This window comes from Pseudomonas sp. JV245A, from assembly GCF_032424515.1.
Taxonomy (GTDB): Bacteria; Pseudomonadota; Gammaproteobacteria; order Pseudomonadales; family Pseudomonadaceae; genus Aquipseudomonas; species Aquipseudomonas protegens.
Map to the genome: position 1 here is coordinate 1 of NZ_VYKE01000067.1, position 24,346 is coordinate 24,346.

General features: G+C 57.9%; 27 protein-coding genes and 1 tRNA gene. 13 read left to right on the forward strand and 15 right to left on the reverse strand.

Annotated elements, in window-relative coordinates:
* Positions 1 to 17: 17 nt before the first annotated feature.
* The 3 genes from F6S12_RS18265 to F6S12_RS18275 form a co-directional block, all read right to left on the reverse strand.
* A complete protein-coding gene (locus tag F6S12_RS18265; protein WP_041752312.1) occupies positions 18 to 899 on the reverse strand; it encodes a helix-turn-helix transcriptional regulator in 882 nt (293 codons plus the stop codon).
* A 74-nt stretch (positions 900 to 973) separates the two neighbouring features.
* On the reverse strand, positions 974 to 2,392 hold the full coding sequence (locus F6S12_RS18270) for an aminotransferase (RefSeq protein WP_011061747.1): 1,419 nt from the start codon (positions 2,390 to 2,392) through the stop codon (positions 974 to 976).
* A 55-nt stretch (positions 2,393 to 2,447) separates the two neighbouring features.
* Positions 2,448 to 3,548: a polyamine ABC transporter substrate-binding protein gene (locus F6S12_RS18275; protein ID WP_011061746.1), complete on the reverse strand. Its 1,101-nt coding sequence runs from the start codon at positions 3,546 to 3,548 to the stop codon at positions 2,448 to 2,450.
* A gap of 405 nt (positions 3,549 to 3,953) precedes the next feature.
* On the opposite strand from F6S12_RS18275, the gene F6S12_RS18280 reads away from it, so the two are divergent.
* Together F6S12_RS18280 and F6S12_RS18285 are read left to right on the forward strand one after the other, a co-directional pair.
* Positions 3,954 to 4,027 (forward strand) — tRNA-Cys (locus F6S12_RS18280).
* A gap of 378 nt (positions 4,028 to 4,405) precedes the next feature.
* Positions 4,406 to 5,638, forward strand: coding sequence for a HEPN-associated N-terminal domain-containing protein (locus tag F6S12_RS18285; protein WP_315869169.1), 1,233 nt, complete (start codon positions 4,406 to 4,408; stop codon positions 5,636 to 5,638).
* Between the two features lie 240 nt (positions 5,639 to 5,878).
* Here the strand turns inward: F6S12_RS18285 and F6S12_RS18290 are convergent, their stop codons facing one another.
* From F6S12_RS18290 to F6S12_RS18310, 5 genes are all read right to left on the reverse strand, one after another.
* Positions 5,879 to 6,712: a nucleotide-binding protein gene (locus tag F6S12_RS18290; RefSeq protein WP_315869170.1), complete on the reverse strand. Its 834-nt coding sequence runs from the start codon at positions 6,710 to 6,712 to the stop codon at positions 5,879 to 5,881.
* 60 nt (positions 6,713 to 6,772) lie between these two features.
* On the reverse strand, positions 6,773 to 7,639 hold the full coding sequence (locus tag F6S12_RS18295) for a nucleotide-binding protein (protein WP_315869171.1): 867 nt from the start codon (positions 7,637 to 7,639) through the stop codon (positions 6,773 to 6,775).
* 234 nt (positions 7,640 to 7,873) lie between these two features.
* The gene (locus tag F6S12_RS18300; RefSeq protein ID WP_315869172.1) at positions 7,874 to 8,938 is read right to left on the reverse strand and encodes a tyrosine-type recombinase/integrase; all 1,065 of its coding nucleotides are present in this window, start codon (positions 8,936 to 8,938) and stop codon (positions 7,874 to 7,876) included.
* A gap of 3 nt (positions 8,939 to 8,941) precedes the next feature.
* Positions 8,942 to 9,208, reverse strand: coding sequence for a DUF4224 domain-containing protein (locus F6S12_RS18305; RefSeq protein ID WP_210711716.1), 267 nt, complete (start codon positions 9,206 to 9,208; stop codon positions 8,942 to 8,944).
* 9 nt (positions 9,209 to 9,217) lie between these two features.
* Complete coding sequence (locus F6S12_RS18310) at positions 9,218 to 10,024, reverse strand: DNA cytosine methyltransferase (protein ID WP_315869173.1); 807 nt, start codon at positions 10,022 to 10,024, stop codon at positions 9,218 to 9,220.
* A 5-nt stretch (positions 10,025 to 10,029) separates the two neighbouring features.
* On the opposite strand from F6S12_RS18310, the gene F6S12_RS18315 reads away from it, so the two are divergent.
* Positions 10,030 to 10,737 (forward strand): hypothetical protein, encoded by a 708-nt coding sequence (locus F6S12_RS18315; RefSeq protein ID WP_258717746.1) that lies wholly within the window; start codon positions 10,030 to 10,032, stop codon positions 10,735 to 10,737.
* 191 nt (positions 10,738 to 10,928) lie between these two features.
* Here the strand turns inward: F6S12_RS18315 and F6S12_RS18320 are convergent, their stop codons facing one another.
* The 7 genes from F6S12_RS18320 to F6S12_RS18350 form a co-directional block, all read right to left on the reverse strand.
* Entirely contained in the window at positions 10,929 to 11,348 is a 420-nt protein-coding gene (locus F6S12_RS18320) for a hypothetical protein (RefSeq protein ID WP_258717745.1), read from the reverse strand.
* A 44-nt stretch (positions 11,349 to 11,392) separates the two neighbouring features.
* A complete protein-coding gene (locus tag F6S12_RS18325; protein WP_315869174.1) occupies positions 11,393 to 11,719 on the reverse strand; it encodes a pyocin activator PrtN family protein in 327 nt (108 codons plus the stop codon).
* A complete protein-coding gene (locus F6S12_RS18330) occupies positions 11,712 to 11,891 on the reverse strand; it encodes a hypothetical protein (protein ID WP_016966897.1) in 180 nt (59 codons plus the stop codon). Before F6S12_RS18330 ends, F6S12_RS18325 begins: the two co-directional genes overlap by 8 nt.
* Positions 11,878 to 12,162, reverse strand: a complete 285-nt coding sequence (locus tag F6S12_RS18335) for a DNA-binding protein (RefSeq protein ID WP_258717742.1) — start codon at positions 12,160 to 12,162, stop codon at positions 11,878 to 11,880. The genes F6S12_RS18330 and F6S12_RS18335 overlap by 14 nt, the downstream gene beginning before the upstream one ends.
* 9 nt (positions 12,163 to 12,171) lie before the next feature.
* Complete coding sequence (locus F6S12_RS18340; protein WP_315869175.1) at positions 12,172 to 12,756, reverse strand: hypothetical protein; 585 nt, start codon at positions 12,754 to 12,756, stop codon at positions 12,172 to 12,174.
* Between the two features lie 273 nt (positions 12,757 to 13,029).
* On the reverse strand, positions 13,030 to 14,400 hold the full coding sequence (locus F6S12_RS18345) for a hypothetical protein (RefSeq protein ID WP_315869176.1): 1,371 nt from the start codon (positions 14,398 to 14,400) through the stop codon (positions 13,030 to 13,032).
* A gap of 28 nt (positions 14,401 to 14,428) precedes the next feature.
* Entirely contained in the window at positions 14,429 to 15,076 is a 648-nt protein-coding gene (locus tag F6S12_RS18350; protein WP_047287321.1) for a LexA family protein, read from the reverse strand.
* Positions 15,077 to 15,172: 96 nt separating this feature from the next.
* On the opposite strand from F6S12_RS18350, the gene F6S12_RS18355 reads away from it, so the two are divergent.
* The 10 genes from F6S12_RS18355 (at position 15,173) to F6S12_RS18400 (ending at position 24,345) form a co-directional block, all read left to right on the forward strand.
* Positions 15,173 to 15,406: a hypothetical protein gene (locus F6S12_RS18355; RefSeq protein ID WP_080965446.1), complete on the forward strand. Its 234-nt coding sequence runs from the start codon at positions 15,173 to 15,175 to the stop codon at positions 15,404 to 15,406.
* 329 nt (positions 15,407 to 15,735) lie between these two features.
* Positions 15,736 to 16,254 (forward strand): phage regulatory CII family protein, encoded by a 519-nt coding sequence (locus F6S12_RS18360; RefSeq protein WP_123394381.1) that lies wholly within the window; start codon positions 15,736 to 15,738, stop codon positions 16,252 to 16,254.
* On the forward strand, positions 16,247 to 16,471 hold the full coding sequence (locus F6S12_RS18365; protein WP_315869177.1) for a TraR/DksA family transcriptional regulator: 225 nt from the start codon (positions 16,247 to 16,249) through the stop codon (positions 16,469 to 16,471). The genes F6S12_RS18360 and F6S12_RS18365 overlap by 8 nt, the downstream gene beginning before the upstream one ends.
* The gene (locus F6S12_RS18370; RefSeq protein ID WP_315869178.1) at positions 16,464 to 18,683 is read left to right on the forward strand and encodes a VapE domain-containing protein; all 2,220 of its coding nucleotides are present in this window, start codon (positions 16,464 to 16,466) and stop codon (positions 18,681 to 18,683) included. The genes F6S12_RS18365 and F6S12_RS18370 overlap by 8 nt, the downstream gene beginning before the upstream one ends.
* Positions 18,676 to 19,041 carry a hypothetical protein gene (locus tag F6S12_RS18375; protein WP_315869179.1) on the forward strand — a complete coding sequence of 122 codons (366 nt, stop codon included), beginning with the start codon at positions 18,676 to 18,678 and terminating at the stop codon, positions 19,039 to 19,041. The genes F6S12_RS18370 and F6S12_RS18375 overlap by 8 nt, the downstream gene beginning before the upstream one ends.
* A 520-nt stretch (positions 19,042 to 19,561) precedes the next feature.
* Positions 19,562 to 19,903: a phage holin family protein gene (locus tag F6S12_RS18380; protein ID WP_283987516.1), complete on the forward strand. Its 342-nt coding sequence runs from the start codon at positions 19,562 to 19,564 to the stop codon at positions 19,901 to 19,903.
* A 149-nt stretch (positions 19,904 to 20,052) separates the two neighbouring features.
* Positions 20,053 to 20,577, forward strand: a complete 525-nt coding sequence (locus F6S12_RS18385; protein WP_169891371.1) for a terminase small subunit — start codon at positions 20,053 to 20,055, stop codon at positions 20,575 to 20,577.
* A 43-nt stretch (positions 20,578 to 20,620) separates the two neighbouring features.
* Positions 20,621 to 22,507 (forward strand): phage terminase large subunit family protein, encoded by a 1,887-nt coding sequence (locus F6S12_RS18390; protein ID WP_315869180.1) that lies wholly within the window; start codon positions 20,621 to 20,623, stop codon positions 22,505 to 22,507.
* Positions 22,508 to 22,519: 12 nt separating this feature from the next.
* A complete protein-coding gene (locus tag F6S12_RS18395) occupies positions 22,520 to 22,735 on the forward strand; it encodes a hypothetical protein (protein ID WP_169891375.1) in 216 nt (71 codons plus the stop codon).
* A gap of 2 nt (positions 22,736 to 22,737) precedes the next feature.
* Complete coding sequence (locus tag F6S12_RS18400) at positions 22,738 to 24,345, forward strand: phage portal protein (protein ID WP_315869181.1); 1,608 nt, start codon at positions 22,738 to 22,740, stop codon at positions 24,343 to 24,345.
* The last annotated feature ends 1 nt before the right edge of the window (position 24,346 follow it).

The window sequence follows — 24,346 nt, forward strand, 5'->3', positions numbered from 1 at the left end:
CGCGAGCACGCTCGCTCCTACAGGGGGCTTTGGCTGGTGGGTGCGGGCTGGGTCAGCCAGTCGATGAATAGCGCGAACAGCTCGGCCTGGGAGTTGATGGTCAGCTTGGTGTAGAGGTTCTTGCGGTGCATGCGCACGGTTTCCGGGGAAATCTCCAGCACCTTGGCCGTGGATTTTACCGAGTGCCCCCGCAGGATCAGGTGGGCAATTTCGCGCTCGCGAACCGTCAGCAGTGGCTGGCCAAAGCTCATGAACGCCGCTTCGATCTGCTGGTTGAAGTTGGCCGGTGCCGGGGCGGGCAGCGCGTCCTGACTGGCCTGGTGCAACAGCGGTTGCAGGCCGCTACCGCCGAAACGGCGGATCAGCTCGCGCACCAGCGGTTCCACCGCCCGCAGCAGCGCCAGGGGTTCGCTGGCGAAGCGCTCACCGCTCAGGCCCTGGAACATGCACAGGGAAATCTTGCTCTGGGGATCGAGGTCGACGATGTAGTAACTGTCTTCCGCGCCCCCGGTCTTGAGGTAGTAGGTCTTGTAGTACTCGCTGCTGAAGAAGTCGTCCGGGGCGATTTCCGACAGGTGATAGAAACCTTCGGCCAGGCCGTTTTCCACCGCCAGGCAGAACGGATCCAGCAGATAACCGCGGGAAAAGTAGCGGTTGATGATCTCGTCGCGGTAGGCGCCGACTATGCCCCGTTCATGCAGCAATTGCGGTGGCAGGCCCTTGCGTTCCAGGCTGATCATCATCGATTCGATGGGCGTCAGGGCGTTCAGCGCCGTCGCCAGGTGCTGCAGGAAAGTGCCATCGTCCACGCTGCCGAAGGCCTGGGCCAGGCAGGCGTGCCAGGCCTGCAGGGCAGGGAGGCTGAGGGGGGCGGTAGAAGTGTTTGCTGGTGCGCTCATGCCCGGCAGTCTAACGGTCGGGCGCAGGCCCGGTAAGACCCCGGGCCGATATTCGCGCTGCCAGCGGCTAGGGGTCATTGGCCCAGGTACTGGCCGTTCTGGCGCAGTTCGGCGGCGGCTTCGAGGATGCAGTCGCGCAAGGTGGCGACTATTTCGTCGATCTGCTGGCGAGTGATGATCAAGGGGGGCGACATCACATTGAGATGGCCGATGGGGCGCACCAACAAGCCTTTGGCCTGGGCCCGCAGATGGATGCGCTCGGCGATGTTCAGCCCGTCGGGCAGCAGCGCCTTGGTGCGCTTGTCGGCGACGAATTCGACGCAGGCCATCAGCCGCTTGCAGCGCACGCTGCCCACCAGGGGCAGTTCGGCCAGGGTCTGCAGGCGCTGCTCCATATAGACGCCGACCTCTTCGACATGGGCCAGCAGGTTTTCCCGCTCGATGATCTCGATGTTCTTCAACGCCGCGACGCAACTCACCGGGTGCCCGCTATAGGTGAAACCGTGGGTGAAGCAGCGACCCTTGCCCGGCTCGCCGATGACCTGCCAGATGCGCTCGGAGAAAATGCACGCGCCCAGGGGCAGGTAGCCCGAGGTCAGGCCCTTGGCAGTGGTGATGATGTCCGGCTGCATGCCGAACACTTCCTCGGAGGCGAAGAAAGCACCCAGGCGGCCGAAGGAGGTCACCACTTCGTCGGCGACATACAGCAGGTCGTAGCGCTGGCAGATTTCCCACATGCGCCGGTGATAACCCTCGGGAGGAATGATTACCCCACCGGAGCCCATGATGGGTTCGGCGAAGAACGCCGCCACCTTGTCCGGGCCCAGGGTGAGGATCTTGTCTTCGAATTCCGCTACCAGGAACTCGAGGAAGTCCGCTTCACTCATGCCGGCCGGCGCCCGGTAGTAGTTGGGGCAGGAGATGTGGTGAAACAGGTCGCTCATGAAGTCGAATTCAGGCGCGCGGTCAGCGGCCTTGTTACCGATGGACATGGTCAGGAAGGTGGAGCCGTGGTACGCGTTGTGCCGCGAGATCACGTGCTTCTTCTCATGCTTGCCGCGACTGTTCTGATAGAACTGCACCAGGCGGTAGGCGGTGTCCACCGCGGTGGAGCCGCCGGTGGTCAGGAACACGTGGTTCAGGTCCCCTGGGGCCAGGCTTGCCAGCTTTTGGCAAAGCTCGATGGCGCTGACATTGGCCATGTCGCAGAACGGGTTGGAGTAGGCCAGTTGCCGCACCTGGTCGGCGATGGCTTCGGCCATTTCCTCGCGGCCCAGGCCGATGTTGGTGCACCACATGCCGCCTACGGCATCCAGGTAGCGGGTGCCGGCGGTGTCATAGATGTAGGCGCCGTCGCCGGCAGCGATATTCAACGACCCCTGCTCGCGGTGTTCGTCGAACATATGGAAGCCGTGCATGTAGTGTGCCTTGTCGGCGGCCACCAGTTTCGAATCGTCGAACTGCTGGAAGAAGGCGTCGGGTTGGATAGCCATGGGCTTCACCTCAGGTAGCAATATGGGGTGGAAAGTCTGTGGGTTCGGGGGGGGCTCACTTGCCGATCTTCACCATGTTCCAGGTACGGGTGATCAGCCGGGTGCTGGCGGGCGTCTGGATCTTCTGGGTGAACAGCCGCTCGCGGGTCTGGGCATCGGGGTAGATCGCCGGGTTGTCCCGCACCTCGGCGCTCAACAGTGGCGTGGACTTGAGGTTGGCGTTGGCGTAGCGGATGTAGTCGCTGACCTCGGCCATTACCTTAGGTTGCAGCAGGTACTGGATAAAGGCATGGGCGCTGGCCACGTTCGGCGCGTCGGCGGGGATGTAGAAATCGTCGAACCAGATCAGCGAGCCTTCCCTGGGAATGAAATAGTCGAGCTTGACCGGTGCCCCGGCCTCGTTGGCCCTGGCCTGGGCCGTGGCGTAGTCGCCGGACCAGGTGGCGCTGACGCACAGGTCGCCATTGGCCAGGCCATTGAGGTAGCTGGTGGAGTCGAACTTGCGGATATAGGGGCGCACCGCCATCAAGGCATCCTGCGCCGCTTTCAAATCCTCGGGGGCGGCGCTGTTGGGATTGCGCCCCAGGTAAGCCAGCACCAGCGGCAGAATGTCGGTGGGCGAATCCTGCAGCGTCACCCCGCAATCGGCGAAGCGCGACACCACCTTGGGATCGAAGAGCATGGCCAGAGAACCGATGGGCGCGTCCGGCATGCGCTCGCGGACCTTGTCGACGTTATAGGTCACGCCATTGCTGCCCCAGGTATAGGGCGCCGAGTACTGCACACCCGGGTCGTAGCTTTCCAGGCTCTTGAGCACCTGCGGGTCGAGATTCTGCCAACTGGGCAGCAAGGCCTTGTTCAGCGGCTGGAACACCCGCGCCTTGATCAAGGGCGGCACCAGGGCCGCGTTGAGCACCACCAGGTCGTAGCCGGAGCGCCCCGGCAGCAGCTTGCCCTGGACGGTTTCATAGGAATCGAAGGTGTCGTAGATCACCTTGATCCCGGTGGCCTTCTCGAACCCGGCGAGGGTGTTCTCGCCGATATAGTCCGACCAGTTGTACAGGCGCAGGGTCTTGTCTCCAGGCTCACCGGCCTGTGCCCAAGCCGCCGTCAGTGCCAGAACCACGCCAAACATCGCAGGGAAAGCTGTACGCATACTTCAATTCCGCCTTGAACGTGATGGAAGGAGCCCGGGGCGAGCCGTTGGCGTAACTGTCCGCGAGCGCCCCGGCCCACGCCATAACCCGATCGGGTAGGTGGGCAAACACAGAAGGGGGCAGCTATCTGGATGGGTTTGTGCAATCATCCCGCCTCGTTGGCGAACACCAGGCTGTTCGCCTGACGGATTGGTTCAGCCCGGAAACCTGTAGAAACAGCCCGGCAGAAAAAATCTCGAATAGGAGTTGCCAGGAATGGAAAACACGTCCATAATTGCGACCATTCCTCAGCGAGGAAACGGAAAAACTCTTTAGAAATCAAAGAGTTACGAGGTGAAGTTGATCTCGTTAGCCGTTCCAGTTTGTACGTGTCCAGTGTTGTGTTTCAGGCATTGGGCATTTGGGGCCGAGTAGCAAAATGGTTATGCAGCGGATTGCAAATCCGCCTACGCCGGTTCGATTCCGACCTCGGCCTCCACCCTTGAAAACCCCGTAGATTAACGTCTACGGGGTTTTTTATTGCCTGGGATTTGGGCAATCGCTTCCGCAATTTTTTGAATCGCTTCCGCAATCTGCCTGCTTTTAGCATCGAGTTGGAGGCAATGAGTACGAGTTGATTGTGGAGATTGGCTAATATGCTTGCCGTTTTTTGCTATGAGCTGCTTTGACTCATAGTCATAGTGGCATTCAAGCTAGGTTCTTGGGAACGGCAGCTTTCTGCCAAAAACGGACCCTCAGAAGTTCCGCTATCGACCCAAAACGGACCTCGAGGGCAAGCATATGAGAAACATCGCTGATTTATCGCACCACGAAAACCTGTAACGGAATCAAGAGAAACATAAGGAGATTTAAAAGCATGGGCGGTGTCAAGAGAATGATGGAAGAGGACATGGAGAGAGGTTTCTCGCGTATGGATGACACATACGTTTGCGCCCGCTGCGTCGATGACGACGGTCTTATAAGCTTCATCAGGGCAAACTCGACCAAAGGGACATGCAGCTATTGTGACAAGAACCGCCGCGTTGCTGACATGAATGACGTGATCGAGCACATTGTCACCAGCCTCTCATTAGAGTGGGGGGATGCTGCAAATGAGGGGCTAGCCTACGAGACCCGAGAAGGGGGATGGCAGGGTTCGGTTTACGGCACCTGGGATCTTCTCGATAACTATGGCCCAGAGTGCTCTGAAGAGGTGCTCAGCACGATCGTAGGATCCATTCACGACGTAGCTTGGTGCAGGAGAGACCCGTATTCACTACCCATAGATCGGACGTTGGTTTACGGCTGGCAAAGCTTCTCTAAATTCATCACTCACACCGCCCGATTCGTCTTTTACAAAGCTGTAAACACTTCATATGCGGCTGACCAGCACGATGAGATGAACCCGGTCGACATTCTTGAAACGCTGGGTAGCGTGACCAAAAAACTCGACCTGATGGGAACAGTACCCGCGGGTCAGCCGATCTTTCGCGTCCGCATCGTTGATCCTGAAACCCAACTCATCCGGTCTCATGAGCTTGGGCCGCCACCAGTGGAGCACGCAAATATGCCGAACCGGATGAGCCCCGTCGGCATCCCCATGTTCTACGGTGCGTTCGATCAAGACACGGCTATTCGTGAAACTTACAATCCTGCTGGCGGAGTCCTAAAGAAGGCAGCGGCCGGTGAGTTTTCACCTATCAGAGATCTACGGATCGTTGACCTGTCCCAATCATTTTTTGTACCAAGCCTTTTCCATCCTAAACTGCAAACACTCAGGCCATACTTTAGCTTCATGCGAGACTTCGTTGAGGATTTCACCAAACCGATCGAGCGAAGCGATCGTGCCCACGCTGATTATGTTCCGACCCAAGTCGTGACTGAGTATTTTCGGCACGTTTACCGTACCGACGATGATCATCAAATTGACGGCATCATCTACCCAAGCTCAAAGACTGGGGACAAGGCAATCGTTATTTTTGCTGATGCTACGGGGTGTATTGACGCTGGAGAGGAACCTAATGATCGAACGCTCTTGCGGCTCGATAGAGCATTCGACATTGACCTGTCTGGCTTCGACGCAGCCCATGATGACGACGAGTTTTTCTAACAATTTCCACTTACCCCATGTTTTTTCCACGGAGTGTGTTCATTGGCTTGTGAATCGTCCCAGCTTTTGTAAATACGCAATGACAGCTTCTGGCCGATAAGGAGAAACGGCATGTGTCGCATGGCGTGTTAAGCACATATGACGGCTTAACGGATCCTTCCGTGTAGGGGGGCAGGTGTGAGGGGGCGCTGAGCCGCGATCTTGAAAACTGCGGGAAGCTGCTAGTCCACCGTTGCTGAATCACCATGTGCTGATTGAATAGCCGCAGGCCCTAAGCTCCGTAACTACTTTAAACTTCCATGCGCCATGTTGGTCATGATGGACGTAGGCCACTCCGCTAATGTCATTCGGCGTCTCAATATCGCCTTTCACCAAAGCGCAGACATTTTCTCTACCAAGCTTGGCCATGAGGTAGCCATGCTCAAAGACAACATTCTGTCGAGCGCGGTCCTTTGGACGAGCGTTTCCTTCATGATATCCACGGCCTTGATCGCATGGCGTATAGAGGACAAGTGCAAAATCTGCATCGTTGGTATATCGCTCTATTTTTTCGATGATCGTCATGCCTGCGTTGGCTTGCTCGTGCAGTATGATTGCTTCAAGACCGAGGCTTTCGATAAACCGACTGACCTCAACTCTCGCGAGATCATCTCTTCCGTGAACGATGAATACTTTCCGCTTGTTCCTGGCGACAACTGGCGCCGGAGTAACAAATGGAGCTGCAGTTGAGGAGCCAATACCGTTCGGCTGTATGAACTGGGGAGGGGAAGTCGGACGCGAGAGCGGAGGGAATTCCAACGAGTCTAAGAGCGGGGTGAACTGCTCTGAAAGGAACGTTCTCCGCTCAGCGTACGTTTGGTGTTTCCCCTTTATCCAAGTCCAAAAAGAATCAAGGGAGCCATGTTGCCTCACGAATGCTGGGAGTGCTGCGCTCATTGCAGGATCATTCAGCAGTTCACGTCGAAGATGGAAATACTCATTCGGATCCGCAGCATTGCCGGTAGCTCGGGCCACCAAGAGGTTTTGTAGGTAGCTTACCCTGTCGAATGTGTTAACCAGGAATTCTATGGACACGGAGGAGTCTCTTTATCTTACGGAGTGTCATGAGGAAACACGGATTTAGGCTGAGATTGTTCAGCCCATAACCTTGTTCCAGTCGATTGCATAGCCCGCCTGTTTCAGCTCGCGTGCCAATGCGGTTTTCCACTCGCCGGACATCTCTGTCCAAACTACCCCAGCAAAGTCGGTAGGTATTTCCACTTTTCCAGATCTCAGCGCGCAGACTTTGTCACGACCCAGCGCACCAATAAAGTAACCAAGCTCCAGTAGCACATTCTGCCTCACGCGAGGTTCCACCTGGCCGCCCGCTTTGCCGCCAACATCGTCGGGCGTTAGCAGCACCACGGCCATTCCCACATCAGAATTGTGCTCGATTTTCTCAATGATCGTGCGCCCACTATTGGCCTGCTCGTGGAGGATGATCACCTGAAGGCCGAGCTTCTCTAGGAAGCGTGCAACGGTTTCACGGACAGCTTCATCATGCCCATGGACGAGAAAAACTCGAGAGGAGCCCGCTGATGAACTAGCTTTCATTGTCGGCGCAAGAAGGTTAGGTTCAAGGTCTTCAAGATCCGCTTTTAAGGCATTGATCGCTTGGCCTAGCAGCGCTTTCGCCGCTTCTATATTTGTTTTCGTGTGTGCTTTGTAGTTAGGCTCTGGCATTCCAGGTACCCAAACTGTCTGATGGTAATGCAGCTCCTGCGCCGCTTTATAACGATTGGCTGCGGTAGTGTTTGCTCCGAAATAGCGCTCCAACGTATCTTCAATACTGCGCTCTAGTGCTTGGAGTTCGGGAGATGTTCCACTCTTCAATGTGCTGAGATCAAATACATCAAGATCCGCGATTCTTTGCTCAAACCGGTCAATTCCTTTCTGCAGCTGATCTGCTGTCAAGTGAACCTTTGGTTGAACAACCGGGGATGTGGGTGACTTCCGAGCCATAGCTACTCCTTGGTATGTGGCTATGTCCCATCATGCCATTACGCGGGGTGGAGCAAAACTGCAAAAGGCTCAATAGCCACGATGCCGTTGTTCGTCAGAACGAATTCAAGCGTCTTCGGTGCCGGCATCTTGAAGTCGTAGTCCGCATTCAGTGCCAGGCTCTGTACCATTCCAGAAATAGCACGTGTCCGCTTCTGGCCGAATGCTGCCAACCATGATCTTGGTGGCATGTGGTTATTTTGTAGGTTTGACAATCTCACCAACCCGCCGATAGACCTTTTTGGTCATCTCCTCGGTTGAATGCCCAAGCAACCGGCTCGCATGTGTCAGTTCAATCTCGCTAGCCGCCTTTGGCCGAATGTCCTTGAACTGAAATTGCCGAATGCTGACCGCCAATGTCGGGTTACCATCGGCTGCAGCCTTGATGGCAGCCTTCTCCCGAGCATCATCCCAGCGGTTGCGCAGCATCTGCTGGCTCATTCGTAGCCCCGACGCGTTGGTGATCAGCGTCGACGTCCTGATGCCGTTGATGCCCCTGCGTTCCTGGAGATCCTCGATAAAAGCACTCAAGCCAGACTGGACGCCTTCTTCCTCCAGGCGCAGGCGTAGGCGCTTTTCTGTTTTGCCCTGGCCTATCAGTAAGAATCCGTTGTTCAGATCGGTGGCGGCGATCTTGAGCACGTCTGCGGGGCGTTGGCCGGTTAGGTAGGCCAGGTCCATCGCATCCTTGAGTTCTTGCGCTGCCTCGGCGTACACCGCATTCCATACGGTCTCGCCGGCGTAGTAGTCCCTGGGCTTTTCCTTGTTGCGGCGAACGCCGAAGCACGGGTTGGCTTTGTCGGTCAGGCCCCATTCTCGGGCAATGGTGAACGCGTGAGAGAGCAGGGCGATTTCTCGATTGGCCCGGACCTTGGCGGTTCTGGCATCGCGGTATTGGGCGATCACCTGGGGGGTGATCGATTCGATAGGTGCGTTTTCAAAGGCTCTCCTGAGCTGCTTGAGTTCTTTGCGGTTGTCCGACTGGGTGCGGATCGACTTGCCGGGGATGATCTCCTTTTCGTACCGATCGAATACGTAGCTCATCAGGTGGTTGGGCTTGGGTGGCGCTCTGCGCTCCAGCCTGGCCCATTCCACCTTGGCCTGATCGAGGTCTGTGCCCAGCGGGATCTCCTTGCGTTTGCCGGCGGCGTCCCTGCCGTCGTAGTAATACGCCGTCCAGATCTGGCCATTCTTGCCCTTTCTGATACGGCGCACCATGCGCGGCGGCAGGTCGCGGTTGGCTGTGGTTCTCTTGCGCACGGGTTAGCTCACATTCGCAAGGTTGAGTGACCAGGCTTCAGTCACGGCACTAGCTGCAGAGGGTTTAACGCCGGCTAACTTCATCCTGGCGTAGACCCGGCCAACGATGGGTCGCCGGGCACCGGTCAGAACAAACTCCCAATGGTTGTTGGTCAGCCATTGAATCTGTTTGGATGGGAGCTGATACCCGGTAATGGTGTGCAGTTCGTCCTGGTCAAGTGTTTCACTCTGCAGTGCGTTAACTGTATTTAGGGCGTTGTTAGTGGTCATGCGGCCACCTCACTTGGAAAGTGCATAAAATGCTGTTGCTGCCACTCGCGGAACTTGGCCATTTCCAATGGCGCGATGTCTGTCCATTGCAGTGGCCAGCCCATCAACCACTCGCTGAACTCGGGGTTGTGACGACCTCCAGGCAGCAAGCCCAGAAGGGTTAAGTGTTCGGGCAGGCGTACACCTCGCGAGGACTTTTCGGCTCGCTTCCTGGCGGTCTCTGGTAGAACGCTGCCTTTCCCGTCCGAAGCCGTTGGCGTCGGCCACAATCCAGATACGGTCCCTTCTGTGATCCAGGCCGGCGTCGTATGCGCTGAACACTCCCCATCGTGCATCGAACCCCAGTTCGGCCAGGTCCCCGAGAATGCGTCCAAGCCCCCTAGAAGTGAGCATTGGCGAGTTCTCCATGTACGCGAGGCGGGGTCGTACTTCATCGATGATTCGGCGCTGCTCCACCCACAATCCGCTTGCTTCACCGTCCAGGCCGGAGGCGTCCCCGCAGATGGATATGTTGGTGCAGGGGAATCCCCCCGAAACCACATCAACAAGGCCTCTCCATGGTCTTCCGTCAAAACTGCACACGTCAGACCAAATAGGGAAAGTTGGGAGGGCTCCATCGTTTTGTCGTTGCGCCAGAACCTGTGCGGCGTAGGCATCACGCTCAACGGCGCAGATGGTGCGCCATCCGAGGAGGTGGCCGCCGAGTATTCCGCCACCAGCGCCTGCGAAAAGAGCCAGCTCATTCACGCGGCCTCCTTCATAGACGGGAGGCTTTGGAATGGGCATGCTGAGCGCTTTTTGATGGCTGGGAGCCATGACGCATGAAGAAATTCAGCATGTCTCCAGAAATGAAGGTCGCCAGCGTATGGGGTGTCTGGGCATTTCTGGCTATAGGAGCGCTGGGATGGGCACTGTTTGTTGTGTTGGATGCTTTTGGTGCTAAGGAGAAGGCTGCCGACTGGGCGCAAGCTGCTGGGTCTATTCTGGCTATTATTGGTGCTGCTGCTTTTCCTGTTTTTCACTCTAAGAAAAATGCTGGGGAGAGCCAGTCTCAAACCGATACTTTGCTTAAGACTGTCGCGACACTGATTGGGAACGAGTTGGATACACTCATTAACTCGCTGCTTGGAAACATCCAACCTGATGAAGAACTGGCTGCCGAGATTTTCAGGATTCGCTTTCGAGTTCCGCACGTTAAACCGCCAGTGCCTAGCGAGAGAATGTGTGAAGCAGCGGTAAAGAGCGCGCATCAGTATGCTAGGCATGGCCATATAGCCAGCTGGAGCGGGTTGGATACTTTGCTGACAAACATTAGTAGTGCTCATATGGCTACGAGGTACCATCTGATTCATCTCAATCATTTGATGAATGCGATTTCGGCAGCCAAAGCAGCCTGTGAGATGCTGCCTGGATGGGACCTTGCGAGTGAGGATGCGTTGCCGATGGTCAATCGACTCATCTTCTGTCGTCAGAATGTCGCCCTTGCAATCGACTATCTGAGTGGAAAGCGGCAGTTTGTTAGTCAGTGAACTTTTTTCCATACGCACCGCGAAGACTTGAATAGTGCCTGCTGATGCACAGCAGAGACTCTTTGTTTTCTGCGTGTCGACGCTGGCGGCGTTGCGGAGCAAAGCGGTCATGGTTCGGACGGTGGGCTGAGCGTGCGGCATGCCGCTTTCCTCCGGTTTCTGATAGCGAGCTGGTCCATCCATCTGATGGCTCATGCCGCTTCCTCCTTTTCTGCTGGCTTCACTAGGGCGGCCATGGCCAGGGCTTGATCACGCAGCGAGCGTGAGTCTCTTTCGAGTTTTTTCCCGGTCTTGAAGGCGCTGAATGTCTCGGCGGCAATGCGCAGCAGATCCGCGATGGCCAGCAAGGTCTGCCGATGTGCTGGTTTGAGGGTTTGGCTGTCCTGCAGGCGTTCGTGGAGTTCCGTTAGCCTTTGGTTGTCGGCTCGAACAAACTTGAGGGCGGTTTTCAGCTCACGCAGGGCTCTTGCGTTGTCTGCCTCTGCAACAGCTTTGCCTTCCTTGATCCCGGCCTCTCGGCCATTGCTTCGGCCAATCAGGTAGCCGGCCCAGTAGAGCAGGGCGACGGTGAGTATCAGGCCGATCAGGGCAATGATCTGTATGTGGGTCATGTGGTGTGCTCCGGTGGGTTTGGCTGGTGGTGGCAGCCTTTGGGTTATTGGTCGTGCTCGGCGGCGTCGCTTTGTTGCTTGGCGTGTTCTTCATCCGCCCGGTAGGCGCGGATGTCGATTAGTGCGGCAACGTGGCGGATGTGTGCGTACTTCGGGGCCTTGCGGCTGCTGTCCAGGGTGGTGACGGGCAGTTGAATGCGGCCACTGCTGATCTCGGCGGCGAACGACTGTTCGTTGAGGTTGCGGAAGTACTGCACGCGGATCTTTTCCAGCGGGATCAGTACGTCGCCGAAGGTGCGATACAGCAGTTCGACGGTGGCGGTTTCCGGTGCTGGCATCAGGCGCAGCGGGGGCTGGTTGGCGTTACTCATTGGCTTGCTGGCTCTCCATGCGCTGGCGGCGTTTCGGGTGGTTCCAGGTGATCAGGCAGTGGGCTTTGGTCAGCTCGCGCAGATGCTCGGGTACCTCAAGGAGCGCAGCGTTGCGCTCCTCTTTGGTCCGTAAGGCGATGATCTGGCGGGCGTACTCCCTAGGCCACGTCACGGCGATCTGCCGGGATAGCGGGCAGGGCGAGGCCCAGTTGCTCGGCGAGCCAGGGAATGCCGGCCTGTCGAATCCGCGTTGACTGGCTGTACTGCAGGCCCAGCTCCGGGTGGAACCATTTGCCTTCCTTGGTTCCCAGGTACTCACGGTCGCGCGTTGGATAGGCCGGCAGTCGCTCGGCGTTGAGCAAGCCTTTCTCTTGCATCAGGCCGATCAGCTGCGGTCGTGTGATGCCGAAGTACCGGGCCGTTTCCTTGAGGTTGCGATCCATGGTGGCCTCCTAAGCAGCGTGCGCGGCGGGAGTCGCCAGCGCTGCCAAGTGAAGGATGGATTCACAGACGTCCTGGTACATCTGCACGTCGCTGCCCGAAACGGTGAAGCACTTGGTCCTTGGGCTTTTGACGCCGATGCTCAGGATAACGGTGACGCCCTTGCGCGTTCGGGTACGGTGAACGGCCAGACGAATCGGCAGTTCAAACCCGAGATCCAGATCGAGGAAACCGCCCAGACACACCACACCAAACACCTGCTCGCGCTGTTGGGCGCTGAAGGCTCCGAACACGCGCTCGGCGTGTCGTGGTGGAGCCAGCTCGGCGTTAGGATCGATTGCGCCGTTGGCGATTTCTTCGATGAAGTCAGCCAGCTTCAGGTGGGCTTTCTTGTCGTTGGCCAGGGTCAGCGTGTGGCGTTCGCTGCCGACCTCGACAACAAAAGTGGTGTCTGCCGGGTTGTGATCAACCTTCAGCCGAAGCTTCAACGCCGTGCGCTGTGGTGAATCGCGCAGGGTGTGGTGGAAGGTTTCGCTCAGGTTGACCTGGGCCTTGAGCAGTTGCAGCGTGCGGTTGTCGACTCTGAACTTGCTCATGCCGCGTCGCCTCCGCCGTTCGGATCGAATGGGGAGGGCCCGCGTTTTTTTGCCACAAGCTTAAGTTTTCTGTCGTGAAGAATAACCAGGCAGCCGGTGTTGGATTGCAGCTGCTCGATCAGTTTTGGGTTTCTGGCACATGCCGGGTGGACGTGCAGAGTGGCGGTGGTGTGCATTGAAAGCTTCGCTCTGTGGTGAAGAGGAAGCTAGAAAATAACCTCATAGGTTAATTTGTCAATGAAAAATAATCTTTAAGGTTTCTTTGTTGGGAATTCAAAGGCCCATTTTCTTCTCTATGTATGTTTGCAGCACACCTACAGCGATATCGGTACCCCGACGGCCGATCTCCAGAAGGAATCCGACGATTTTCTGCTTTGCACCTAGACGTTCCGCTTGGGGGACACTGGCATCTGCCAGTTCGTGTACCGATGATGTCAGGTCACTTGCTCGTTCAGCACCGAATAGTTTAATCAGCTCTATGATTTTTTTATCTTCAGGAGTCAGGTGTTGATCTCCATTGATCTCTTGAGAGACTATGCTATTAATGGTTTGAATTATTTGAGGTTTGAAGTTTATCGTTATGTCTTTTGATGACTCAGTTTGTATGCTTGGCTGAAGAGTAGAGCTTAAAGATATAAATTGTTGGTTTTTTGAAATAAATGGAATTGAGGTGTCGATGATTGAGTCAACTATTTTCCAGTCGGCTGGGTTTTTGATGATCTCAAGAAGCTCAGACTCTAGCCTCTGACGAACTACTAGTGTTTTCCTCTCACGCTCGTGTTTGAGATCGGTTTGTAGTCGGGCTGCCTCTTTCGAATACTTTGTAAGTATTTCTATAGTTGTTCGGTGGTCAATGCCATTCGCCTCGAGTATAGTTTCTGCCGCAGAAGTATCTGTGAGGCATAAATTCATTAGTTTTGAGAATGAATCAAAATCACTCTTTAGAGAGCCTCCATTATCGGGGGTTTCGCCATGGAATTCATAAATTACACCTTGGTCGGTACGGCGTTGGTCTAATCTAGTTGGCACTTTGATTACTCTTCCGAGGTAGTCTCTGAAGAGCTGAAGTACCCTATCTGTTTCGCTAGACCACATTCTTCCATTGGGAATGTATAGTCTGAAGATTAAGTTTTTTTCTGTATTTGCAATAAAGGCTTCTGCAAGGACGCTAACCTCCGCTCCACGATTGTAGGGGGTTATATCTATGCCTAATTCAGTAAGCCAGTTTAAGATTTTGACTATATTATCTGGGGATGGATGTGCTCTGTATTCATTTATGCCAAGCTCGCGTTGATCCTTCATTATTTGGTCGTAGATAAAGACCATGTGAGGGACTTGGGATATGCTTTTGAAGAGTTTTTCTTTTACAGATTTATAGTTTTCGTCTAAAAATAGCCAAAGGACGTCAGGGGTTAACTTGATCAGTACGGAGCTTATTTGGAATGAATTAAAGTAGTGAAGAATGGTTTCCCAGTTTTCCGCGCTGGAGGCCAAGTGTTTTTGTTTGTACTGCCGGTTAGCAGCTGTTATTGTGTTGAAAACGCCTTCGCCGCCAACTCGGCCAAGTATCAGTGTTAAAGGTTTGTTCTTGTCAAGTTCGAAGGATTTAGTGTCACTAAAAAAATCAAAGTTTTCTACTTCCATGTTTTCGCTCTAGTAAACAGGAGTTGATTTAGAGGTCAGATATTTTCCATCGGGCACGACCGCAAATTCTCCAGTCGGCTGTAACTTTGATGATGCGTTCTGGCCAGTCCGGATTCAGTGCATATAAGTATTGCTCACTTCCTTCTTGTCTCAGTTGCCTTAACGTAACAGCCTCATCTCTTGTTCTTTTTGCAACAACATAATTTCCAGGAGTCGCTTCAAGAGATGGATCTATTACGATTTTGTCTCCCTCTTGGAATCTTGGCTCCATGCTGACTCCTTCAACTCGTAAGACAAAAGCTTGGGGACCGACAGGGCCAGGAGCGTCAATCCACTCCTCCGCTTCTTTCGGGTCAAAAGTGACGTCTGCTTGGCACCACGCTCCCGCAGAGATCGAGCCTATTACTGGCAGCTTGCGTCCTATATGGCTCAAGAGAGTTGTGCTACTGAACTCGCCCATACCATAGGGCATGTCTAGATAACCGCTGTGCAGGCCTAAGGCCGTTTCTAACTCACGAGCAATCTGGTTACCGATTCCTTTGGTTGGATTTTTACCTCCAAAAGCGCTTACCTGAGCAGGGGCTTTGCCTAAGAGGTCGGCAATATCAATCAGGCGGAGCTTCTTCTCTGCCATGACTCTACGGAAATTTTGTAGGCGGGTATCGGAAATCTTCATTTGCAGATTCTGGCTTGGTTAACCTTCTAGGTGAATGTCCTCCGTGGTGTTGAAAAAAATAACCTTATGGGTTAATTTCGTTTGGGAGGTGACCCTATGAAGCTACGTGACTACATCAGCAGCCTGGATTCCGAGGCGCTTGCTGCATATGCAGAGCGCTGTCAAATCGCTGTGAGTTATCTGCGTTTACATGTCAAGTATGCGAGTAAAGATCCAAGCGTTTCTTTGATCAAATCTCTGGCACGAGAGAGTGAAGGCTGCGTTTCGCTGATTGAGGTTCTAGAACATTTCGGTGTAATCGATATGACGCTGCCAAAGAAAGCGGCGTAGGAAGAAAAAAGGCGACCCAAAGGCCGCCCAGTTCCTCCCAGCACACACCACCACAGTGTCGCCGGGTCGCGGTTTAGGTAGGCGCGCACACCACATGCAAAAACGTCTACTTCAACCGCGCTTTCAAGGCTCGGAAGCCTTGGGTTGCTGCCTTCTCCACCACAGATTGGGCAGCTGTTGCGCCAGAGGTGAACAACGGATTGTTCGCCTCGGCACGGTGCCGGTATCGGTCTTGCGGACCTAGCCGGCGTTTGGGCCCTTACAAGCCACGCGGCAAATGTATCACCACTGCATGCCGCGCGGCACTGGCAACTTTTAGGATTAATGCCATGAGCCGTATTGCTCTGAACTCTGTTGAGCGGGCCAAGCGGGAAGTCTTGCCGCTCGATCTCGCGCTTTACCATGCTGCCCGGGACTATCCCGGCGGCGCCGCTGCCATCGCTGCCACCACCGGCCGCAACCCGACCACGCTGCAGCACAAGCTGTCTCCAACCCACCCCAGCCACAGCATCAACATTCAAGAATTCGGCGAGATTCTGGAACTGACCAAGGACCGGCGCATTCTCGATGCGGTGCATGCCTTGGTAGGGGACACGATCTGGCAGGAGTTGGCCGAGGCTTACACCAACGACATGCCGGAGACGCTGACCACGGGCATTGCGGTGTATTTCCGTCAGGTTGCCGACCTGGCCGACACCTGGGCCAAGAGCATCGGCGATGGCGTGGTAAGTGATGCCGAGCTGGCCGAAATCCGTCTGCAGGTGTTTCGCGGCATACAGGGGCTGCTGGGCATGTTTAACCGGGCCAGCTACGTCAACCAGGCCACGCGGGGGGCAGAACATGGCTGACCTTGCGGATTTTGCCAACGATCTGGTGCAAGAGCGCCTCGATCAAGCCCTCGCGGCGCGTCAGTTGCTGAGACCTGAGCTGGCGGCGCATTCCTTCCTCATTTGCGAAGACTGTGACAGCCCTATTCCTGAAGCGCGCCGCTTGGCGCAGCCTGGATGCACCTTGTGCGTGACCTGTCAGGAGATCGATGAAGTGCGGAGGGCACGACATGCTTGAGGAGGTCCTGGGGCAGTTCGCCGACTACGGCCTGGAGCCCGCGCAGCCGCTGGTGTTCGGCAAGCTCACTCGCTGCAAGACGGCGCAGGATAAGGGCAAGGAGAAAAACGGCTGGTACGTGGTGCATGAGCACTACACCGAGAAGGGCGAAATCCTGATCTTCGGCAGCTTTGGCGACTGGCGTTCGGGTGTGACGCAGAAGATCAAGGTCAAACCCGGGCGGATGAGTGCCGAGGAGCGTGAGGTGATGCGCGCCCGGCAGGAAGAGGCGAAACGCCGTGCGGCGGAAGTTGCCGCCAATGCAGCGCGTCGTGCGGCAAAGCGTGCCGCTGGGTTGTTCAAGCGTATGCCGGAGAAGGGCAAGAGCACCTACCTGGACCGCAAGCAAGTGGTGGGCTTCGGGGTGCGCTATGCGCCGCGCTCGGGTGCGTTCCTGGTGCCCATGAGCAACGTACGCGACCAGATCGTCGGCTTGCAGGTGATCTATCCCGAAAAGCAGGAAGACACCGGGCGCGACAAGTCTTATTGGCCCTATGGCTTGTCGAAAGAGGGCGCTTTCCACCTGATCGGTCCGCACCCTGAGCCCGGCGAGCCGGTGCTGGTGTGTGAGGGCTACGCCACCGGCGCCAGCCTGCATATGGCGACTTCGCTGACCGTGGCTATCGCCTTTGATGCCGGCAATCTCTTGCCGGTGTGCAAGGCCATGCGTGAGCGCTTTGCCGGGTGCCCGATCATCGTTTGTCGGGATGATGACTGGAAGACCAAGCGGGCCAACGGTGAGCCCTGGAACCCCGGCAGAGAGCGTGCTGAAAATGCGGCAACGGTGGTCGGCGGCCAGGTGGTGGCGCCGATCTTCTCCGGCGAGCGGGAGATCAAGTGGACCGACTTCAACGACCTGCACTGCGCCGAAGGTTTGGAGGCAGTGCGTCGTCAGGTGCTGGCGGTAGTCAGGCCACCCGCTGCGGGAGGCTGGCGGGATCAGTTGGCCCGCAGCGACAGCGGCATGCTGATCGCGCACATGCAGAACGTTGAACTGATCCTGAGCAACGATGAGCGCTGGGCCGGGGTGATTGGCTTCTGTTCGTTCAGCGCCAAGATCGTCAAGCTGCGGGTACCGCCCTATGGCGGCGACACTGGCGACTGGGCCGACATCGACGACATGCTGGTGATGAAGTGGCTCGCGCAGCAGTACAACCTGCGGGTCAAGGTCGGCAACGTGATCGAGGCAGTGAGCGTGGTAGCGCACTACCGGGCGTTTCACCCGGTGCGCAATTACTTGCGCGGCCTTGAGTGGGACCGCGTGCCCCGCCTCGATTCCTGGCTCACCGAGATCATGGGTGTGGCGCCGACCGACTACAGCTCAAAGGTCGGCAAGCGCTGGATGGTTTCGGCGGTGGGCCGGGTGATGGCTCCGGGGTGCAAGGCGGACTCGGTGATGATTCTGGAAGGCGCCCAGGGCGCCGGTAAGTCTACGGCGATGAGCATTCTCGGCGGTTCGTGGTTTATGGACACGCCGTTTACCCTGGGCGACAAGGATGCGTTCCAGGCGATCCGGGGCAAGTGGATTATCGAGCTGGGCGAGCTGGACAGCTTCAACAAGGCCGAGTCTACCAAGGCCAAGCAGTTCTTCTCAGCCTCGGTGGACACCTACCGCGAGAGCTACGGCCGCAGAACGATGGATGTACCACGCCAGTGTGTTTTCGTGGGCACCACCAACCAGGATGAATACCTCAAGGACGCCACCGGCAACCGGCGTTATTGGCCGGTGGCTTGCACCAAGGTCGACCTGGAGCAACTGCGACAGATCCGCGACCAGCTCTGGGCCGAGGCGATGTTTTGCTATCAGGCGGGTGATATCTGGTGGGTGATTCGTGATGAAGCGCCGTTGTTCGCCGAGGCGCAGGAAGAGCGCTTTGTGGTGGATGAATGGGAGGTGCCGATTCTGAAGTGGCTGGAAGAGTCGCACCTGGGGGAGACCACCACCGGCAGTCAGATCCTGGCTGAGGTTCTGAAGATCGATCCTAGCCATTGGGACAAGCCAGCGCAGATGCGCGTCGGCTCGATCATGCATCGGCTGGGGTGGCGTAAGAAACGTATGCCGGCGTTGACGAAGAGCGGCGTGCGCCCGTGGGCCTATCAGAAGCCGACCAACTGGGGGCGCGGATCTGCATTGCAGGTGGCGCCGATGGAGGAGGAGCCTTGCTTTGATTAAGCGAATCGACGAGATGCTCAAACTCTGGGCTCAGGATCTGCACATGCCCACGACCCTAGCCACCGACACCGCAGGCGGCGGCAACATGATCGCCATGCTGATGGAGTGCAAAGGCGAGCTGATACGGGGTACCCGGGGCAGCCGGGTGCTGCTGGATGAATCGGCCGATATCGAGCTGATCGTCAACAAGCACCTGCCGCCCGAGCTGGCCCTGGTGGTGATGGAGCATTACTGCAATCACGACAGCTTCTTGGCCCAGAAGTACGCGCACTGTGGTTGCAGTCGTGAGACGTACTACCAGCGCCTGCATCAGGCGCATGTGTTCATCGAGGGCATGCTGATGGGGAAGGTGGCTTGACGCTTACCCTCGGTGCGCTTGTCTCTGTCCTACTGGCTCGCCTTGTCCGACCGCGTTTTAACGCAGCAGGACAAGCGCGGGCCTTGTCATTCCTGGGCTGTCCTACTGTCCAACCTCTCAGCGCGTCATGCGCACACATGAGCGCAGCGGGCACACATTACGCGCCGTGGGCGCGCACGCGTGCCTTTCAATTTCTTCTTACATGCGAGAAAGGAAAGATAGAGGTAGGACAGTAGGGCAGAGCTTTGTATTTCGGGGCCTGTAGTTGTCCTGCCTGACTCACTATCAGTGGGACAGGTAGGACAGCGCCAAAGGCGCTGAAAGCCGAAATAAAGATATTCGCCGACATTGCCTAGGCGTTCACTGGACATTCACCGGGTGGCGTTAAAACAGGGTTGCTGCCACCGGAATCCACCTGTAAAAAGTAGCCATCTTCGATAGGTGCGACCGCAGAGAGCGGCAGGCACCCACACACCAAACCCGGCCCTTGCGCCGGGTTTTTGCGTTTAAGGGGCGGGCGATGACGAACGAGCAACAAGCACTGGCAGAGATGCCGATCTGGTTAGTGATCGTCCTGGCTCTGGTGGGCGGCGTCTCCGGGGAGATGTGGCGAGCAGACAAGGAAGGGGCGCGAGGGTGGGCCTTGTTGCGGCGCCTCGCGCTGCGTTCCGGTGCCTGCATCGTCTGCGGGATGGCGGCAATGATGCTGCTGATCGGCGCCGGTGTGTCGGTCTGGACGGCGGGCGCCTTCGGCTGCCTGACGGCGATGGCCGGGGCTGATGTCGCCATTGGCTTGTACGAGCGGTGGGCGGCGAAGCGGATCGGCGTTTCGGAGCAGCCACCCAGCGGCGGGACGGCCTGAATGGTAGGGGCGCGGCCCCGGCGGCCCGGGCCAAATTTTCAGATTTTTGGGTCCTCCCCCGGGGCCGCCCCCTACACGGGTTAGCGAACTCGCGGTTTCCCTGCAGCTGAGATCGGTGCAGGGATGTCCGTCTTTTCAAGGACTTAACAATGGGCAAGACAGTCAGTAAGCCCGAGCTTAGTGAGATCGTCGGTCGCGATGAGCGCACCCTGAGCCGGTGGCAGAACGACGGGATGCCGGTGATTGAGTTCGGGTTAGGGCGGGGCAACGAAAACCAGTACGACACCCAGGCGGTGATCGAATGGCTGATTCGCCAAGCCGCCTTGAACGGCAAGAAGGAATCCACCCGGGACCGGCTCGACAGGCTGCGCGGCGACCGCGAAGAGCTGGCGCTGGCCAAGGACCTGGGCGAGGTTGTGATCGAGGCGGAGATGGTCGAGCGCTTCGAGGCGGTGATTACCTCCGCCAAGATCGAACTGCTCAACACGTTCCCCGATGAACTGGCGGCGACCTTGTCGGCCCGATACGGGGTTGAGGTGGATGAGCAACTTATCCGCGAGCCCATCGAATCGATACTGAGGAGGTTGTCAGCCTATGGAGAGGACGATACCGATCTCGATTGGGATCATGACCAGCAAGGCGACACGGAGGGCCTTGAAGAAGACGGCGATTAAGGCCATGCGCCGGGCGTGCCGTAAGTGGGCACCGCCGCCACGGATGAGCGTTATCGAGTGGGCGGATCGGTTCCGCTGGCTGTCGCCGGAAGAGTCGGCCACGCCGGGCAAGTACCGGTTCGACAAGACGCCTCATCTGATCTGGCCGGGTGGCCCGCTGGAAGCCCTGGACGATCCGAACGTGGTCGAGATCGTCGGCCGCAAATCGGCCCAGGTGGCCTGGACCTCGGGCGTGATGGGCAACGCCATCGGCAAATGGATCGACCTGGACCCGTCGCCGATCCTTATCCTGTTTCCGAAGGCCGAGGCCGCCAAGCAATACGTTGCCGAGAAGTTGGAGCCGATGATCGAGGCAACCCCACGGCTGCGCAAGAAGGTCGATCTGCGTAGCCGCAAGCTGCAGCAGCGCCAGGACTTCAAGCGCTTCCCGGGCGGCTTCCTCAAGATGGTTGGCTCCAACAGCCCGGCCAGCGTGAAGTCGACACCTGTGCCACGGGTCGCCGTGGAGGAGCCGGACGACTGCAACCTAAACCTTAGGGGGCAGGGGGACAGCATCAAGCTGGCCAAGGAGCGTCTCAAGACCTTCCGCCGCTCGAAGATCATCATCGGCGGCACCCCGACCATCAAGGGGCTGTCTGCAATCGATGCGGAGCTGGAGCTGTCGGACAAGCGCGTGGGCCTGGTGCCGTGTCACGACTGCGAACAGTCGCACGCGCTGAGCTTCGAGCACCTGCACTGCGACGAAGATCCCAGCTATTTCCACGAGGTCTACGGCAAGCGCCGGCCCGAAACGGCCTACTACTCATGCCCGCACTGCGGCTCGATCTGGGATGACCACCAGAAGAACGCCAACCTCAAGCACGGGCGCTGGGAGGCGACGGCGGAGTTTCGCGGCATTGCGGGTTACATCCTCAACGAACTCTATGCCACGTTCCACGGCTCGCGGTTCGAGGTGCTGATGGAGAAGAAGCTGCAGGCCGAGCATGCAGCGTCGAAGGGCAACATCGGGCCGATGATCGCCTTCACCAACAGCTCCATGGGTGAAAGCTACGAGTACAAGGGCAACGCGCCCAAGACGGACGAGCTGGAAAAACGGGCCGAACCCTACGCCGAGTTGACCGCGCCGAAGGGCGTGCTGTTGGTCACGGTCGGGGTGGACGTTCAGGGCGACCGCCTGGCGCTGATGATCGTGGGCTGGGGCAGGGGTGAGGAGTCGTGGCGGTTGTACTGGGGCGAACTGCCCGGCAATCCCATCGACCCCCACGACCCGGTCTGGTCCGAACTCGACAAGATCGTTGCCACTCCGATTCCTGTCGACGGTGGTGCCCAGATCGCGGTCTCGGCGGTGAGCATCGACAGTTCGGACGGTAATACCAGTGATGCGGTGTACACCTACGTGCGGGACCGACAGCGCTTCAACATCATGGCGATCAAGGGCGCATCCATCGACAGCCGCGACAGGGAGATCTTCACCAAGCCGGCCCAGTCGGCAGACACCAGCCAGGACAACACCAAGGCTGCCAAGTACGGCCTGCGGGTGTTCATCGTTGGCACGCACAAGGCCAAGACTTTGATCGATGGCCGTATGCGTCTCACGGGCAACGGCCCGGGCCGGATGCACTGGTACAGCGAGATCCGCGCTGATTATTACGAGCAGCTCACTAACGAAGTGCTAGCCCCGCACCCGCGCAACCCCAGTCGGATGGTGTGGCAGAAGAAAGCCGGACGGCGCAACGAAGCCCTGGACTGTGAGGTGTACGCCTTGCACGCCGCTCGTAGCCTGAAGACCCACCTGCTGCGCGACAACGAATGGGACCAGCTGGAACAGCAACTGCTCCAGCCCACCCTCTTTACCACTGAGCAGGCGGTCGCCCCGGTTCCTCGTCGCGCACTTGCACGCGGCAGGGGCACCCGGAGCCGCGTCGGCTAACCGAGGTTCACCATGACTGATGCACAACAACGCCTTGCGGAAGTACGGGCGGCGATCTCGGCCGTCCTGCAAACCGGCCAGCGCCTGCGCCGAGCGGATCGCGAGGTACAACTGGCGGAACTCAACAGCTTGCGCCTGTTGGAAAAACAGTACGCCGAACAGGTGGCAAGCGAGCAGGCTGCGCTCAAGGGGCGTGGCCGTAGCCGCGTTTCTTACGTGGGGATTTGATCATGTGGCCATTCCGTACACGTGAGTCTGCGCCTGAGCAGCTGATGCGCGAGGCTATCCGAGTTGCCAGGGCATCGACCGATGACCGGCAGATCGTCGCTCAGGGCGGCGGTGGCGGCGTCGAAACCCGCTGGCGGGGTGCCTCCCGGGTGCTGCGCAGCATGGCCAGCTGGATTCCTGGCTTGGGCAGCCCGCGCCGTGACTTCAACCAGGGCGAGCGGCGCATGCTGGTGGCACGCTCCCGAGATGCCATGCGCAATCACCTGGTCGCCCGGGCGGCTATCACGCGATTGCGTACCAACGTAGTGGGCACCGGGCTGGTGTGCCGGGCGCAGGTCGACAACGAGGCGCTGGGCCTGAGTGAAGAGGAGGCGGATGAGCTGAACGGCCGGCTAGATCGGTTGTGGTCCTTGTATGCCGACGATCCTCGGGAGTGCGATGCGGAGGCGACGCTGAACCACTACCAGCTGCAGGCCCTGGTGCTGGTGTCCTCGTTGGTGGCCGGTGATGTTCTGGTGGCCAGCCCGGACCAAGAGCGGGCCGGCTGCATCTTCAGTACGCGGCTGCAGTTGATTGAGTCGGACCGGGTCAGCAATCCGAACAGCGGTATGGACCGGGTCGACCTGGTCGATGGGGTCGAGTTTGACGCCTTGGGTGCGCCAGTCGCTTATCACGTCTGCACCGGTTATCCCGGTGAACACCTGGCGGGCAAGACGCTTGGCTGGGAGCGCCTTACCGCGTTCGGCACCGAGACTGGCCGGCGCCGTGTGTTGCATGTCCTTGCCGACAAGGAACGGCCTGGGCAGAAGCGGGGTATGCCTTACCTGGCGCCGGTGCTGGAGCCACTGCAGAAGCTGGAGCGCTACAGCAGTGCTGAGCTTATGGCGGCGGTGATTTCGGCCATGTTCACCGTGTTCATCAAGAAGAGCGGAGACTTCTCGGCGGGTAATCTGCCAATGACGGCGCTCTCTGAAGAACGCCCTGATGGCGACAACACCTCCGATGGTGAGCTGAGTCTTGGCGAAGGTGCAGTCGTCGACCTCGGTGTGGGCGAGGAGCCCGTGGTGGCCAACCCCGGCCGGCCTAATGCGCAGTTCGATCCGTTCTTCACTGCGGTGGTCAAGGAGATCGGAGCTGCCCTGGAGTTGCCGCTGGAGGAGTTACTGCTGCACTACAGCAGCAGTTACAGCGCCGCCCGGGCCGCAATGCTGCAGGCGTGGCGCTTCTACAGCCTGCGCCGCTGGTGGCTGGCCTGCGACTTCTGCCAACCCAGCCGTGAGCTGGTGATCGATGAAGCCGTGGCCCGGGGGTTGATTGACCTTCCCGGGTACGGCGACCCAGCCAAGCGCAAGGCGTATTGCCAGGCCATCTGGATCGGCCCGGCCCGTGGTGCCATCGATGAGCTGAAAGAGGCCAATGCCGCCGGCAAGCGCATCGATATCGGTGTTAGCAACGAAACCCTGGAGACCGCAGCAATGACCGGCGAGCCCTGGCAGCAGGTGTTCCGCCAGCGAGTGCGCGAGGTCGAACAACGCCGCAAACACCACCTGCAGGCCCTACCCAAGGGTGGGTTGGAAAACCCGCCCGAGCCTACCCCCGAAGAGGAATAGA